Origin of the sequence: Nocardia sp. NPDC047038, assembly GCF_040644075.1 — a bacterium.
GTDB lineage: Bacteria > Actinomycetota > Actinomycetes > Mycobacteriales > Mycobacteriaceae > Nocardia > Nocardia sichangensis.
The window spans coordinates 328,723-343,230 of record NZ_JBEYVQ010000003.1 but is presented as its reverse complement, the minus strand read 5'-3'; the positions used below and the strand labels follow the sequence as shown (position 1 = coordinate 343,230).

Here is a 14,508-nt window from a genome sequence, read left to right as displayed (position 1 = left end):
ACGAGCCGTGGGCGCTTAACTCCCTTGGGTGTCCTCCCGATTGAGCGTCGAAGAACGACGGGCCCACCTTATCGAGGCCGCGATCGGCCTTGCCGAGAAAAAGGGTGTTGCGGGCGTGACCACGCGTGATGTCGCTCAGGCGGCCGGCGTCTCGCTCGGTGTGGTGCATTACTGTTTCGAAAACAAGGACGCGCTGATGACCGAGCTGGTCAAAGCGTTGTCGATGGAATTGCGCGATTCCGTCGACGCGAACGAAACAGTTTGGCAGGACGTCGGAAGTGGAAAAGAAGCCCTTCAAAAATTGATCCGCGCGGGTCTGGAACTGATGTGGCTGAACATTGAAGCCACTCCGGAACGACAGCTGCTCACTTACGAAACGACCACTTACGCGTTGCGCGAGGGCGAACAAACCCCGGCGAAACTCGCGATCGCGCGCGAGCAGTACAACTTCAACGACTCCACGGTCGCCGACATCCTGGAGCACGCGCGCGACGCGACCGGCAACACCTGGTCGGTCCCGGTGCAGACACTGAGCCGGTTCACGCTCAACGTCATCGACGGTGTGGTGCTGCGCTGGCTGGTGGACAACGACAGCGAGAGCGTGCGCGGACAGCTCGATCTGCTGAGCGAGATGCTCACGGGGTACGCGGCGCAGTAGCCGAGCTCAGCCACCCGGCCGCGGCGCGCGGACGTGCACGGCCGAGCCGGTCTGCCACCAGGGCACCGCGACCGTGGCCTCGATCGCGCCGCTCAACCGCACCGTCAGGTCGTGGTGTACGACCAGCTCGCCCGCTTGCGGCGGCAAAGCGAACAGCTGCCGCAGCACGACTCCCAGCGGCTCCGCTGCCCAGGTCGTGCGACGGCCGACGCTCACCACCTCGCCGGTGACGGCCTCCGACACCAGCCGCAGATCGAGCAGAGCGGCCAGAGACGAGGCCGTTCCGGCGTCGCCGACCACCAATCGATCCGGCGGCACCGCCAGGCCGAACCACGGTCGATCGAGGACGAACGCGTCTTCCGGATCGACCACGGCGCCGGTGAGCGCGCGCACGCGATCGGGTGGCCGCAGGTCGGCGAGGTCGAGTAGGCCGGCGGCGACAGCGGCGGCCAAGCGGGCATGAGTGCGGGAAACGACTTCCGGCGAGGGAGTTCTCGACGTGTCGGCGAGCGCCTCCAACAAAGCGGCGGCCAACTCGTCGGTGATCGTCGCGGGATCGGCGAGAACCGCGCGACAAGCGTCCGGGTCGACACCGGCGACGGCGAACGCCGGTAACAGCCCGTCGAAGTCGGTGTCGGCGGGATGGCGCAGAAGTCCCAGCGGAGTGCCGTCGACCCGCGCGTATCGGCGCAACCACCACGCGGTGTAACCGTCGGCGTCGGTGAGCAGGCGGCGGGTGCGCGGCGACCCGGCCAACTGCCGCAACGCTTCCGGCCAGGCGGCGTCATCGATCAGGTCCAGGTCACGGACGGCGACCAGCTCGGGCGGATCGTCCGGAAGCGTGGACCACCAGTGCTCCTCGTCGTCCAGATCGTGGTCCGGACCGGTCGGATCGGCTTCGACGATCACACCGAAATCCCAGCCGACGCCGACGGCGCGCAGCGCGTCCGCGCCGTAGCCTTCGACCAGTTCTGGGTCGACGGTGCCGAACGGCGCATCGGGCACCAGCAGCTCGCGTAGCGGCGCGCCGGGCAGCAGCAGTTCGTCGGCGGGCCGCGAGTCACCTTCGGTGTCGGGCAATTCGAGCAGCCCCAGCCAGGAAGGCAGGGCCTCCCGGTCGGCATGCGCGGCGAGACGCAGGATGGCATCGGCGGTGTCCGGATCGCCCGGATGGTCCTCCAGATCGGCGCGCAAGCCCGGGTCGGTCAGGAGATCCTCGGCGGTGGCCGACCGCGCGCCGAGCCGAGCCAGCAGGGGATGCGCGGCCTCCGGATGCGCCAGCCTGGCCCAGTGCAGCGGGATCGCGACCTCGAGCTGATCGTCCAGCACCACGGTGCGCGGCCCCGTGACGAGTCTGCCGTCGGCCAACGGCACCGCCAGCGCGCCCAACTCCTCCGCCGCGAGCGGATCCACCACGAACGGTTCGAGCGCGGCGTAGAACGATCGCCACCAACTCGGCGGCCGCTCCAAGCCCCCGGACAACTCCGCCAGCCGAGCCAATCCGAGCCGGTGCACGTCCAGCGCGCCCATGGCCTCGGTGTGCGCCCGTCTGGAGAGGTCCGGGATCACCAGGGGACCGACCACTTCATCGAGCAGGTCGGCCAATTCCGCGGTCAGGCCGGCCAAGACATACGCGCGGGTGGGGACGGCGATGTTCCCCGCTTCGACGTCGGCGACGGCACCGGATTCTCGGCCCCGCAGTTCGTCGTCCGCACCGGGAAAGGCGGGAGTGCCCGACCCGAGGTGGTCCGCGGTCAAGGGCTCGGGGTCGCCTAGACCTTCCGGGTAGGCGTGCCGGTGGGTGGTGACTACCGGCAACCAAGAACGCGTTTGCAATTCGCGCAGCAGCGCTTCGCGCAGCAGACCATCGGCCTCGCTGCGAGCGAACCCGGGCGTTGGTACCAGCACGAGCCGGTCGCGTGGCGGAAGAGCACGAGCGAAATCCGCGTAGCCGCGGGCCAGTTCGCCGAGCCGCGCGCCGGGCAGCAATCTGCGCCGATCCGGCTGCATCGGGATGTCGGCGATGAGCAAGGCGGGCAGGGACAGTTCCTCGTCCGATCTGGTCGGCGCGCGCAGCACATCGGGGGCGGCGGCCACCGGCCTGCCGTCACGCACCGGCAGCAACCAGCGGGCGCGCGGCGCGCGGTACTGCCACCAGGTCCGCTGTTCGCTGCCGGGGCCGTCGACATAGACCTCGTGCATACCGTCGCCCATGTCCTCGGCACTGCTGACGAATTCGTCCGTGCCGATCCGGATGCGGTGCAGGGCGGGCAGTTCCAGCAGCAGATCGACGGCTTCGGCGCGCATCGCGGCCAGCAGTGCGTCGGCGTCCACGTCCGCGCGCAGCCGCAGCACCACCTCGGTGTCGAGACCGTCCGCCGGTCGCGCCTCGATCCGCCAGGCCAACCGCAACACCGGTGGGACGAATTCGCCCGCATCGACCGCAGGTAAACGGATCTCGTTGCGGTGCAGAGCGTTCCGGGTCTCGGCACGCGAGAACCACAGCGACCCGGAGGCCGACCGCAGCTCGATGTCGTCGCTCACCGCGAGCACCGCGGTGAAACCGACACCGAATCGACCGACGGTCCCGCCGTCGGACTTCCCCGACGCGCGCAATGCGGTGAGCGCGTGCACACCGGAGACGTCCAGCGGCGCACCGGTATTCCCGATGTGCAGGTCACGACCGTCCAGCCAGACCACGACGGCGCCGTCCACGCCCGCCTTGCGTGCGGCGTCGGCGGCATTCTGCGCCAACTCGGTCAGCAAGCGATCCCGATAGCCCGCGCGCACCAGGTCGTTCTCGGTAGCGGCGTCCTCACGCAACCGCGTCGGCGAATCACGCCATGCGGCGAGCACCGCCGCTCGCAGCGCCGAAGTGCCGAACGGGTCGGCGGCGTCGCTCAGTTCCGCGGCGATGACCAGAACTCCGGCCGTGCCTCGGAACCCGGAGCGTCAGCGATACCCGACTCGGATCGCGCCTCGGCGTCATCGGCGACCGGCGTAGCGGTGGGTTCCGGTGCGCCAGGCGTGTCCGCCTGGGACGACGATGCGGGCTCGTGCGCCTGCGACGCGGCGTCGGAAGCCTCGGCCACATCCGGATCGGCTGCGCCGGATTGCACCGGGGTCGACTCGACGGCCTCCGTCGTCGCGTCACTCGATCCGGCTGCTTCGCTCGACTCGACAGCGTCCGGTTCGGTCGCGCGCGCGTCGACGGCATATCGATCGTCAGAACCCGGCGACGCATCACCGCTCGTTACCCCGGGTGCACGTGATCCCGTCGTGCCCGACTCGGACTCCGCCGCACCGGCCTCGCGATCGGTCGCCACCGCGGGACGCGTGGCGGCATCGGCGTTTTCCGTATCGGCCGGCGTGACATCCGAACCGCTTTCACCGGCGTCCGCCGCTTCGTCCGTTCCGAGAGCCGGACCGGTGGCTGCGTCGTCCGTCGCCACGCTCGGCTCATCCGCGACCGTCCCGGCAACCGTGTCGGCAGAGGCGGGCTCGTGGCCGGTCGGTGCTTCGGCGGCATCGTCCACGCTCGGCGTCGCACGCACGGCGGGCGGGATGCTCGATTCGGTGAACGCGGCGGCGGCGTCGATTTCGCCGACCTCGGCGGCGCTGACCTCGACGAACTCGACCACATCGCGGTGCGTAGCCGCCGTGCTGCCCGCGGGCTCGGCGGTCGCGCCCGAGCCCTCGACGGTGGTGCTTTCCTCCGAGGCGGCGGTGTCCTCCGTCGCCTCGTCACCTTCGACAGCCGCGAGTGCTTCCGCGATGCCGGAATGCTCGCCGCCGGCGGCGATCGCGGCGGCGTCGTCTTGGGCGAAGACCGCATCTCGAGCGACGACTGGGTTCTCGGTCACCGCAGCGTTCTCGGCGACCTCTTCGTGCCCGATCGCCGCGGTTTCCTCGATCACCGCGGCGCGCTCACCGAGTGCGGCATCCTGGCGGAACGCGGGATCGCCGGTCGTGGCGGTGGTCTCGGACCGGTCCTCCGGCGCGATGGCAGCTTCCCCGGAAACCGCAGGAGCCCGCACGTCCACAGCATTCTCGACGACCGCGGCACCCTCGCCGGTCGAGACGTCTCCAGCAGGCGCAGCGGCCACGGCGGCATCCCCGGCCACGGCTGCGCCTTCGGCGACTCCCGGGTCGGCGGCCACCGCGACATTCTCGGCGGCCGCACCGTGCGGATCGATGTCCTCGGTTGTCGGCGCTTCGTCGGCGCCCTGCGGGGCCACGCGAGAGTCGGCGGTTTCGAGCGAGATCACCTCTATGGCCGCGTCGTCGTACGCCTCGAACAGCGGCGACCCGTTACCGGCTGGAACCTCGGTATCCGAGTGCGCGCCGCAGCCGTAGGCGACGTGGACAACGCGCCCGTCCGCGCCCATGGCATTGCCGCAGACACCGAACGCGGCGCGCAGCGACCCGGCGAGTGGCAGATAGAAGCCGCAGGTCCCGCAGGTGGCGGGCGCGGCCTTGGCCATCTCCGAGTCGGGTCCGTGTTCGGTGTACCACCGCTCGGCGGCCTCTTCGCGGCCTTCCCTGCTCATCACCTTGGTACGGCCGAGACCGACCTCGTAGGCCACCTCGTCCACCACCGGATCGCCGGTCGCGACGTAGCCCGGCACCAGGCGCGGGTCGCCGGCGGGCGGGGCGAGCAGGTCCCCGGGCGCGAGATCCCCGGGGCGGACGCGCTGCTCCCAGGGCACGAACTCGGGCGCGACCAAGGCATCGGGCCCGGGCAGCAACGCGGACTCGCTGACCGTCGCGTGGTCGGCGTCGGGCGGGGCGGCCACCACGACCGCCCACTGCCACCCGCGGTAACCGGGAAGCGTGGCCTCGAATCGGTGGGTCGCCGCACTCTCGTCCTCGGCGATCACGCCGAGGTGCGCGCCGACGGCCGACGGTTCCAACTCCAGGAGCGCACGGCGGGCCAAATCGACGGCATCGGCCAGAATCGGCCGCACGCCGGACTCCGAAACAGAAACTGCGCTCACGGCCTACATTTTGCCGTATGGAACGCAATCGGCGTGCGTTGGCCATCAGTGTGCTGGTCGGTCTGCTCATCGTGGGTGGATGCGGCGGCGTAGCGGACCAGGCACCCAGCATGAACATCGAGGTGATCGCCACCCGGCCGCACGATACGAATGCGTTCACCCAGGGCCTGGAGGTCGACGGCGACGTGCTCTACGAGGGCACCGGGCTGGTCGGCGCGTCCGGTGTACGCGCGTCCCGGCTGACGACCGGGGAGGAGTTGGCCAGGACCGAGTTGCCCGCCCCGTACTTCGGCGAGGGCATCACCCTCGCCGGCGCCACGCTCTGGCAGCTGACCTGGCACGACGGCGTGGCCATCGCCCGTGACCCTGCGACGCTCGCCGAACGCGGCCGGGTGAGCTACGACGGCGAAGGCTGGGGTCTGTGCGCCGGAAACGGACGGCTGGTGATGAGCGACGGCACCGACCGCCTCACCTTCCGTGATCCGGTCACCTTCGCCCCTACCGGCTCGGTCGAGCTCGACAGTCACCCCGGCGCACGCCTCAACGAGCTCGAATGCGCGGCGGACGGGTCGGTCTACGCCAACGACTGGCCCACCGACACGATCCTGCGCATCGACCCGGACTCCGGCGCCGTGCTGGCGACCGCCGACGCCGCCGGTCTGCTCCCCGCGACCGCACGGGCAGGCGCCGACGCCCTCAACGGCATCGCCCAACTGCCCGGCACCGACCGGTTTCTGATCACGGGCAAGAACTGGCCGACCATGTTCGAGGTCCGCTTCGCCCCCGCCTGAGCGTGATCGCGGGTCGCGACGACGATCACTTTCCGCCGCCACCCCGGAGCGCGCGTGAACACCCGGCCCGAGAGTGCGCCAGAATTGGAGTCGTGACTACTCCCCGCGAACCTTCCGGTCCCGACCGTGATCGGCGGGAAGGCGAGGAGGTCCCGCCGTTCGATCGGCATCCCGGTTTCGACCGATATCCGCCACCCAACGGGCCGCGGCGCCGCAGGCCGCTACCACCGCTCGGACCGGGATCCGGACGCGCCGCCGAGCGTCATGACCAGCCGGGACCGCCGCCGAGCCCGCGACGCGACCCGCCACGGCCCGCGCAGCCTCCGCCCACCAAGCCGCTCCCCGTCGGGCCCGACGCCGAGCAGCCGAAGGCCTCCGACCGCGCGGCTCGGCACGTCTTCCCACACCGTCCGGAGCCGCCCCGGTACAGCGAGACACCGGCCCCCGCCGAAGGCGACCATCCCGAGACCGCCGCGCAGGATCAGGGCCGGCAACCCGAGAGCCCCGATGCCGCCGGCGCGCGGCGGATGCCACGCAAACTCACGGTCACCCGCGTGGCCGCCATGCGCGGCAGGGAACTCACCGAGAAAGGCATCGCGACCTTCCAGCGCGCGGCCAAGGCCGACGGCGCGGACAAGTCCGGCCTCACGGCGCTCACCTACGCCACCATGGCGAACTTCGCCCTGGACGCCGCCATCGCGGTGGCGCTGGCCAACACCTTGTTCTTCGCCAGCGCCACCGCGGAGAGCAAGACGAAAGTCGCGCTGTACCTGCTGATCACGATCGCGCCGTTCGCGGTGATCGCCCCGCTGATCGGACCGCTGCTCGATCGCCTGCAGCGCGGTCGCCGCCTCGCGCTGGCGACGTCGTTCGCGGTGCGCGCGGTGGTCGCGGTGGTGCTGGTCTTCCAGTTCGACACCTGGGCGCTGTATCCGCTCGCGCTGTGCATGATGATCGGCAGCAAATCGTTCTCCGTGCTCAAGAGCGCGGTCACGCCCCGGGTGCTGCCGCCGGACATAGATCTGGTCCGCACCAACTCCCGCCTCACGGTGTTCGGGCTGGTCGGCGGCACCATGGGCGCCGGAGCGCTGGCCGGGTCGGCCGCGGCGATCGCGGGCTCCAACGGCGCACTGGTCTTCGCGGCGCTGATCGCTTGCGGTGGGGCGTATCTGAGTCTGCGCATCCCCTCCTGGGTGGAGGTGACCGAGGGCGAGGTGCCCGCGACGTTGAGCTATCACGGCGCCGACGCGCGCACCGAGGTGCTCTCGTCCGGCGCGGAGTCGTCGATCCCGCCGCGCAAGCGCAGGCAACCGCTCGGCCGCGCCGTGGTGACCGGGCTCTGGGGCAACAGCGCCATTCGTGTCCTGACCGGGTTCCTCACCTTCTACGTCGCGTTCGTCGCCAAGGCGACAGAACACCGGCCCGCGCAGCAGGCCCTCATGCTCGGTGCGGTCGGCGCGGCCGCGGCCATCGGCAATTTCGCGGGCAATGCGACGGGCGCCCGGCTGAAACTCGGCAAGCCCTCGCTGGTCGTGCTCGGCTGCACGGCGGCGTGCGCGCTGGTGTCGCTGTTCGCGACGTTCGCCGACAACCTCCTCGGCGCGGCGACCGCGGCCCTGGTGGCGGCGGGGACGAGCGCGCTGGCCAAGGTGTCGCTGGACGCCTCGATCCAGGACGACCTGCCGCCGGAGTCGATCGCCTCCGGCTTCGGGCGGTCGGAGACCGTGCTGCAACTGAGCTGGGTCGTCGGCGGTGCGGCCGGTGTGCTGCTGCCGACCGACTACTGGAAGGGCTTCGCGGTGGTCACCGTGATACTCGTCCTCGGCTTGGTGCAGACTTTCCTCAGCTTCCGAGGCCACTCGCTACTGCCCGGCCTCGGCGGCAACCGTCCCCAGCACGCGGAGCAAGAGGTGCCGACGACCCGGCCGCACGGATATCCGGCGAGCGCGCCTCGGGCGGAGGACCCGGCGCCGCGCGACGGTGACGCCGAACGCTTTCGACGAGGGCAAGGAGACCCGATCTGGTGAGCAAGCTCAACGCACGCACGATCGCCGCGCTGGCCGCGGTCGCACTGCTCGTGCTCACCGTCGCCTTCGTGGGCGTGCTGGCGGTGCTGGTCCACGACGCCGAGAAGCCCGACGTCACCCTCACCGCCTACGCACACGGCAAGACGGTCACCGTGCGGCCGTTCAGCTATTGCTCGGTGACCATGCAGGACTGCAGCATCCTGCCCGAGGACAATGTCCCCGGCACGGTGTTCACGACGCTGAATTGCGGGCCCGACACGCCGGATTGCCACCGTGGCCGCACCGTCGACCTGGAAGTGCCCGCCGGTTACCCACTGCAGCTGTCGCTTCCGAAGAAGGTCGCCGACGCGCCTTGGCTCGCACAATTGGTCTACCTCTTGCCGAACGGCGAGAAAGTCGACCAGGTGATCAGCCGCAACGACTACCCGGACCGGGCCTTCGCCCTCACCATCGATTCCAAACCGGAGCCGGACCTGCGCCTCATCGGCGTGGAGTTCCAGCTGCCGATCCTCGCCCGCGACGAAACGGGCCGGGAGTTCTACGTGCCGCACGCCACCTGGTCGATCAGCACGGCGTAGCGAGTCTCGGACGCAACGTCTTTCGCCGACTCCGCAGACGCCGGTGCGCGTTCCGAGCGCACGGCGCCTGCACGGTGGCCGGGCAGGCTTCGCCCGAAACCCGCTGCGGGTCGGATGAATCTACCGATGGACAGCCGCGAACGATCGGCGTCAGAAGTCCGGCAACCGGGCTTCCCTTGACCTCCGCGGCCCCAAAACGCCTACCTCGAGTGAATTCGGCCCGACGGCCGCCCGGATGAAGCGAAATCGAGCGGAATCAGTGGTCCAGTTCGCGCGCCACCGCGCGGACGACCTCCGAGATGCGCTGCGCCGTCTTGCGATCCGGGTACTTGCCCTTACGCAGGTCCGGCTGCACCTTCGCCTCGAGCAAGGTGATCATGTCCTCGACCATGCCGTGCAGCTCGTCCGGCGTGTGCCTGCGCGCGGCAGGCTCCTTGCGCGCGTTGCGTTCCTGGCCCTGCCGGACCGACGGCGGCGCCTCGAGCAGCTTGAGGCTCAGCGCCTGTGGGCCGCGACGGCCTGCGGCCATGCCGAATTCGACGCGCTGGCCGGGCTTCAGGCCCTCGACGCCCTGGGGCAGCGCGGACGAGCGCACGTAGACGTCCTCACCCTCGTCCTGGGAAAGGAAGCCGAAGCCCTTTTCGACGTCGTACCACTTCACCCTGCCGGTCGGCACTGCGCTCACCCGTTCATCATCGAAAACTCGGACCCCTACGGCCCGAGCACATCCGTCTACCGGGCCGGTCGCGCGACCGGCCCTTTTCCTGTGCGAAAAGAACGCGCCCAGCAGGATTGCAGGACGCGATTGCTATCGAGTCTACCCCGGTGCGAATAACGCAAGCACATCAGTTTTACCGTCGAACCGTGACGAACCCTTCCGCTCCGACCCCGCCCGGCGGCGCCCCACGGCGGCGCGGCGACTGGTTGCTGCAACTCGCGCTCTCCGTGTTCGCGCTGGGATTGCTGGCTATCGTCGCGATTTTCGCGATCCCCTTGCTGACCGACGGCGAGCCGGGGCTGTGGCTCTACTTCGGGGCGATGCTCGCGCCGCTGGGGTTCGTGCTCGCGCTCGTCTTCGCGCTGCGCTCGGGCCGCCGGTCGCGCTGAAGCGGAGTGATCATCTCCGATCCGACACCGAACCGGTTACCCGATGCGATCGTTACCCACTCCAGTATGTGATCCTCATCACATTACGAGTAGATCACGAAGCGGTGACGACCGGTCGCGGGTGCGACCGCGGCGCCTCTAGCTGCGCGAAGACTCCTCCCCCGGTCCGATATCGCGTCGAGACCCGTTGGTACACGCCGGTTACCAAATAGTGATTTTTCCCGCGGTTCGTCGTACGGTCTTATCCAGCCGGGGCACCCCCGGCGACCACCGGCCCGCCGCACCGAGCCTCGCCCCGCGGGTACCGGATCCCCCGACGGAAACGTAGGGGCGAGGGCGGAACGGACGACCTCTCAGTCCGAACCAGAACCGAAGATGTCGCAGGTGCGTCGAGAGGAAGACGAACCCGATATGAGTGGACGCCATCGCAAGCCAAGCTCGACCGGACGCACGGTAGCCAAGGTTGCCGTGACCGGAGCCATCATCGGCACCGCCGGTGTGGCCTTCGCAGGCAACGCCAGCGCGGCACCCGACTCCGACTGGGATCGACTCGCTCAGTGCGAGGCCGGCGGCAACTGGGGCATCAACACCGGCAACGGTTTCCAAGGCGGGCTGCAGTTCTCGCCCAGCACGTGGCGCGCCCACGGCGGTCAGGAATACGCCGCCAGCGCCAACCAGGCCAGCCGTGAACAGCAGATCGCGGTCGCCGAGAAGGTGCTCGCCTCGCAGGGTTGGGGCGCTTGGCCCTCCTGCTCCTCGAAGCTGGGCCTGAGCAGCGCGCCGAGCCCGCGCTCCGCGCCCGCCACCGCGGAGACCCCGCGCTGGAACCCCGCGCCGCAGCTCGCTCAGTCCGCGCCTGCCGCGCCTGCCGACACACAGCAGATCTTCTCGGCCGTCGACCGCGCTCTCGAGGTCGTGCAGAGCCAGGGCGTCCAGGTGCCCAAGGAAGCTCTCGACTTCTTCAACGCCGCCAAGTCCAGCGGAGTCACCCTCGACCCCGCGATCGTGAACTTCTACGAGGCGAACAAGGGTCTGCTCCCCTCCTGATCCAAAGGCTTCCGCAAGAAGGGCCCCGCATCAACGTGGATGCGGGGCCCTTCTCCGTAGCCGAGAACGTTCCGGTCGCGCGCTCAGCGGTTGATCACCGTGTTCGGGTGCATGTAAGGCAACTGCTCAGCCGGGACCGGGAACTCGGTGTCCTCGCCGTAGGGCGAGAGACCACCGGATCGGGCCGAAGAGAGCTCGGTGACCGCGGGGTCACCGTCGGCGACCTTCGGCCAGCCGTTGTCGACGTAGGATTTCTTCGATTTGTTCACCACGGCCCCATGCTAGCCCGGCCGCTCAACCAGGATGCGCCGCAGCCCGTAGCTCCGGACGTCGGCGGGCGATCGCCCAGCATCGTAGGCTGGATCGGATGACCGTGACCGACTCCCTTGCCGGATGGCTCGGTGCCCGCAGTGATGCCCAGCTCGTGACGCTGCTGCAGCTTCGGCCCGACCTGGCCGTCCCGCTGCCCTCCGCCATGGCCGTGCTCGCCGCCCGCGTCGAACAGCGCGCGTCGGTGCTGCGCGCCACGGAGGACTTGAACACCCTCGAATTCGCCATCGTGGAAACCCTTGCGATGCACGGGGTGACGCGCACCTACGGCGGCCCGCTGCGCCGCGCCGAGTTGCATGTGCAATTGAGCGAACGGGTGCCGGCCGCCGCGATCGATGAGGCGCTGGAGCGGCTGACCGCTCGCGCGCTGGTCTGGATCGACGCCGAGCAGGGACTGCACCTGATTCCGGCGGCCGCCGAGGCGTTGCCGTGGCCGATCGGCACCGCGACCGAGATCCCCGACGCGCTCACCGAACCCGAGGTGGTCGCGGCGCTGCCCGAGCTGCCGCCCGCCGAACGGTCCCTGCTGGACAAGTTGGCCGCGACAGGGCCTCGTGGCCGCACCAAGGACGCCGCACCGGGCACTCCGGCCGAGCGGCCGATCCAGCGGCTGCTGGCGCGCAGGCTGCTGCACTGGATCGATGACGAGACCGTCGAACTCCCGGCCACCGTCGGCCAGGTGCTGCGAGGGGAACCGGTCACCCACCCGCATGCCCTGACGCCGCCGCGACCGGAGCCGGCGAAATACCCGCCCGCCGATGTGAACGCGGTCGCGGCGGGCGAGGTCGGCGAGCTGCTGCGGCACTGCGCGGCCGTGCTCGAGGTGCTCGGCCAGGCACCGGCTCCCGCGTTGCGCGCGGGCGGCCTAGGCGTGCGCGAGCTGCGCCGCATCGCCAAGCAGGTCGGTGTCGACGAGCCGAGGGCGGGTTTGCTGGTCGAGCTGCTGGCGGCCGCGAAATTGATCGAGAAGGGTTTGCCGGACCCGCCACCGGACTTCGAGACGACCGACGACTTCTGGGCGCCGACGCCACTGGTGGACGCCTGGTTGGAAGCGCCGCCCGCCCGGCGCTGGGCCGCCCTCGGACTGACCTGGCTCGAATTGGATCGGATGCCGTGGATGATCGGCATGCGCGACGCCAACGACAAACCGCTGGCCGCGCTGTCGCTGGAACTGCGCACCCCGACCGCGCCGCGCGACCGGCACGCGATCCTCGCCCTGCTGGCGGAATATCCGTCCGGCACCGCGCTGGCCCCAACGGAAATCGGCCGGGTACTGGCCTGGCGGCAGCCGCGCAGGCGCAGGAATTTCCGGCCGGAGGTGGTCGAACAGACGCTGGCCGAGGCGGCGGCGCTCGGGTTGATCGGCCGCGGCGCGCTCGGCTCGGCGGCGCGGGCGCTGCTGCACGCGGCGCCGACCAGCGTGGCCGACGCCGAGACGGAGATGGAGGCGGCGCTGCCGGAGCCGGTGGACCACGTGCTGGTGCAAGCCGATCTCACGGTGATCGCACCCGGCCCGTTGACCACCGATCTCCAGCGTCGCGTCGCCCTCGTCGCCGACGTCGAATCCGCGGGCGCCGCAACGGTATACCGGATCGGAGAGTCCTCGGTGCGGCGCGCGCTGGACGCCGGGCTGACGGCGGCGGAGCTGCACGCGCTGTTCGCCGCGCATTCCCGGACGCCGATCCCGCAGGCACTGACCTATCTGATCGATGACGTGGCCCGGCGTCACGGCCAGTTGCGCGCGGGTATGGCCCAGTCGTTCATCCGCAGTGACGACCCGGCGCTACTGGCCCAAGTGCTGTCCGCGCCGGTGGCGAGCGCGCTGGCGCTGCGATCCATCGCCCCGACCGTCGCCATCGCCCAAGCGCCGCTCGGCGAACTGCTCGAGCAGCTGCGCGCGGCCGGTTTCGCGCCCGCGGGTGAGGACTCGAGCGGCGCGATCGTCGATCTGCGGCCGCGGGGCGCGCGGATCTCGGTGCGGCCCGTCGCACGGCAGCCGTATCGGCCGACACCGCCCAGCACCGAACAACTCGAACTGCTCGTCACGGAATTGCGCGCGGGCGAACGCGCCGCCAGGGCCCGGTCCGGTCAAGCGGTACGCACGGACGGCACGCGGACCAATACCGCCGCCACCCTCGCCCTGTTGCAGCTCGCGGCGCGGGTGCGACGGTCGGTGAACATCGGCTACGTCGACGCCCAAGGCGTCGCTTCCCAACGGGTGGTGGAGCCGTTGAAGGTGGGCAACGGGCAGCTGGACGCGCTGGACCCGGTCACCGGCGCGGTCCGGCACTTCACGCTGCACCGGATCGCGTCGGTTGCCCTGCTGGAATGATCAGCCCTTGGGCTTGGCGGTGCAGAAGGTGACCTTCGGGTCCGTTTCGATGAGGCGGAAGCCGTCGGCGTCCTGGTCGCACAGCAATTCGTCGGCCTTGCCGTCGATCCGCTTCAGCACCTTGAAGGTGGCGTCCGAGGCAGCGCAGTCGACGTGCTTGTATCCGGTCGTGCTGCTCTCGTTGTAGCAGCTGCCTTCCTTGAAGTTCGGGGCCAGGCACAGGAAGGCGGTGGTACCGCCGGCCAGGGTCTCCTCGTAGGAGGTGTAGTCGGCGGCGCAGTCGGTCTTCTTGTCGTAGGACTGCGCGACCTTGTACACGGCTTTGTCCGACGAGCAGTCGACCGGTTCGGTCTTGGAGTCGACCGCCGAGCCCTCGATGACGTTGATGCAGTCGCCGGCCTTGGCCTTGGCGGTGTCCGACTTACCCGCGTCCTCGATCAACGAACAGCCGGCCACCGTGACCACCACCGCGGCCACCGCGACGAGGGCGAGCACGATCCGTGCCAGCAACCTCGTTCCTGGAAACTTCACCTGAAAACCTCTCTCACCGAAACGTTCACGTGCTCGTGAACGCGGTGAGGATACCCGCACGACCTGAGCGGCCGCATCAGCCCGCGGGCGACCTGGCACGGGGGCGGCCT

At 70.1% G+C, this 14,508-nt stretch carries 11 protein-coding genes and 1 pseudogene; 7 read left to right on the top strand and 5 right to left on the bottom strand.

Annotation, left to right across the window (positions count from 1 at the left end):
- The first annotated feature begins 40 nt into the window (after positions 1 to 40).
- Entirely contained in the window at positions 41 to 658 is a 618-nt protein-coding gene (locus tag ABZ824_RS15120) for a TetR/AcrR family transcriptional regulator (protein ID WP_228829715.1), read from the top strand.
- 6 nt (positions 659 to 664) lie between these two features.
- Here the strand turns inward: ABZ824_RS15120 and ABZ824_RS15115 are convergent, their stop codons facing one another.
- On the bottom strand, positions 665 to 3,514 hold the full coding sequence (locus tag ABZ824_RS15115; RefSeq protein WP_356963702.1) for an ATP-binding protein: 2,850 nt from the start codon (positions 3,512 to 3,514) through the stop codon (positions 665 to 667).
- 1,406 nt (positions 3,515 to 4,920) lie between these two features.
- Positions 4,921 to 5,625: pseudogene (locus tag ABZ824_RS15110) on the bottom strand (DUF3027 domain-containing protein); the annotation flags it as partial.
- A 47-nt stretch (positions 5,626 to 5,672) separates the two neighbouring features.
- Here ABZ824_RS15110 and ABZ824_RS15105 point away from each other — a divergent pair.
- From ABZ824_RS15105 to ABZ824_RS15095, 3 genes are all read left to right on the top strand, one after another.
- On the top strand, positions 5,673 to 6,446 hold the full coding sequence (locus ABZ824_RS15105) for a glutaminyl-peptide cyclotransferase (protein WP_356963701.1): 774 nt from the start codon (positions 5,673 to 5,675) through the stop codon (positions 6,444 to 6,446).
- Between the two features lie 92 nt (positions 6,447 to 6,538).
- Complete coding sequence (locus tag ABZ824_RS15100) at positions 6,539 to 8,473, top strand: MFS transporter (RefSeq protein ID WP_356963700.1); 1,935 nt, start codon at positions 6,539 to 6,541, stop codon at positions 8,471 to 8,473.
- Complete coding sequence (locus ABZ824_RS15095; RefSeq protein ID WP_355074967.1) at positions 8,470 to 9,051, top strand: DUF2771 domain-containing protein; 582 nt, start codon at positions 8,470 to 8,472, stop codon at positions 9,049 to 9,051. The genes ABZ824_RS15100 and ABZ824_RS15095 overlap by 4 nt, the downstream gene beginning before the upstream one ends.
- 256 nt (positions 9,052 to 9,307) lie before the next feature.
- Here the strand turns inward: ABZ824_RS15095 and ABZ824_RS15090 are convergent, their stop codons facing one another.
- Positions 9,308 to 9,727, bottom strand: a complete 420-nt coding sequence (locus tag ABZ824_RS15090) for a cold-shock protein (RefSeq protein WP_039795090.1) — start codon at positions 9,725 to 9,727, stop codon at positions 9,308 to 9,310.
- Positions 9,728 to 9,915: 188 nt separating this feature from the next.
- On the opposite strand from ABZ824_RS15090, the gene ABZ824_RS15085 reads away from it, so the two are divergent.
- Entirely contained in the window at positions 9,916 to 10,158 is a 243-nt protein-coding gene (locus ABZ824_RS15085) for a hypothetical protein (protein ID WP_355074969.1), read from the top strand.
- Positions 10,159 to 10,569: 411 nt separating this feature from the next.
- The gene (locus ABZ824_RS15080; RefSeq protein ID WP_355074971.1) at positions 10,570 to 11,205 is read left to right on the top strand and encodes a resuscitation-promoting factor Rpf1 domain-containing protein; all 636 of its coding nucleotides are present in this window, start codon (positions 10,570 to 10,572) and stop codon (positions 11,203 to 11,205) included.
- Positions 11,206 to 11,288: 83 nt separating this feature from the next.
- On the opposite strand, the gene ABZ824_RS15075 is transcribed toward ABZ824_RS15080, so the two are convergent.
- Positions 11,289 to 11,477 (bottom strand): hypothetical protein, encoded by a 189-nt coding sequence (locus ABZ824_RS15075; protein WP_040864798.1) that lies wholly within the window; start codon positions 11,475 to 11,477, stop codon positions 11,289 to 11,291.
- Between the two features lie 95 nt (positions 11,478 to 11,572).
- On the opposite strand from ABZ824_RS15075, the gene ABZ824_RS15070 reads away from it, so the two are divergent.
- Positions 11,573 to 13,867 carry a helicase-associated domain-containing protein gene (locus tag ABZ824_RS15070; protein WP_356963699.1) on the top strand — a complete coding sequence of 765 codons (2,295 nt, stop codon included), beginning with the start codon at positions 11,573 to 11,575 and terminating at the stop codon, positions 13,865 to 13,867.
- On the opposite strand, the gene ABZ824_RS15065 is transcribed toward ABZ824_RS15070, so the two are convergent.
- Positions 13,868 to 14,398 (bottom strand): hypothetical protein, encoded by a 531-nt coding sequence (locus tag ABZ824_RS15065; protein ID WP_356963698.1) that lies wholly within the window; start codon positions 14,396 to 14,398, stop codon positions 13,868 to 13,870. It abuts the gene before it with no gap.
- Positions 14,399 to 14,508: the final 110 nt, after the last annotated feature.

Excerpts from the sequence above, each read along its gene's own strand:
- ABZ824_RS15105 (WP_356963701.1), top strand. The coding sequence starts at position 5,673 with ATGGAACGCAATCGGCGTGCGTTGGCCATCAGTGTGCTGGTCGGTCTG.
- ABZ824_RS15080 (WP_355074971.1), top strand. The coding sequence starts at position 10,570 with ATGAGTGGACGCCATCGCAAGCCAAGCTCGACCGGACGCACGGTAGCC.
- ABZ824_RS15070 (WP_356963699.1), top strand. The coding sequence starts at position 11,573 with ATGACCGTGACCGACTCCCTTGCCGGATGGCTCGGTGCCCGCAGTGAT.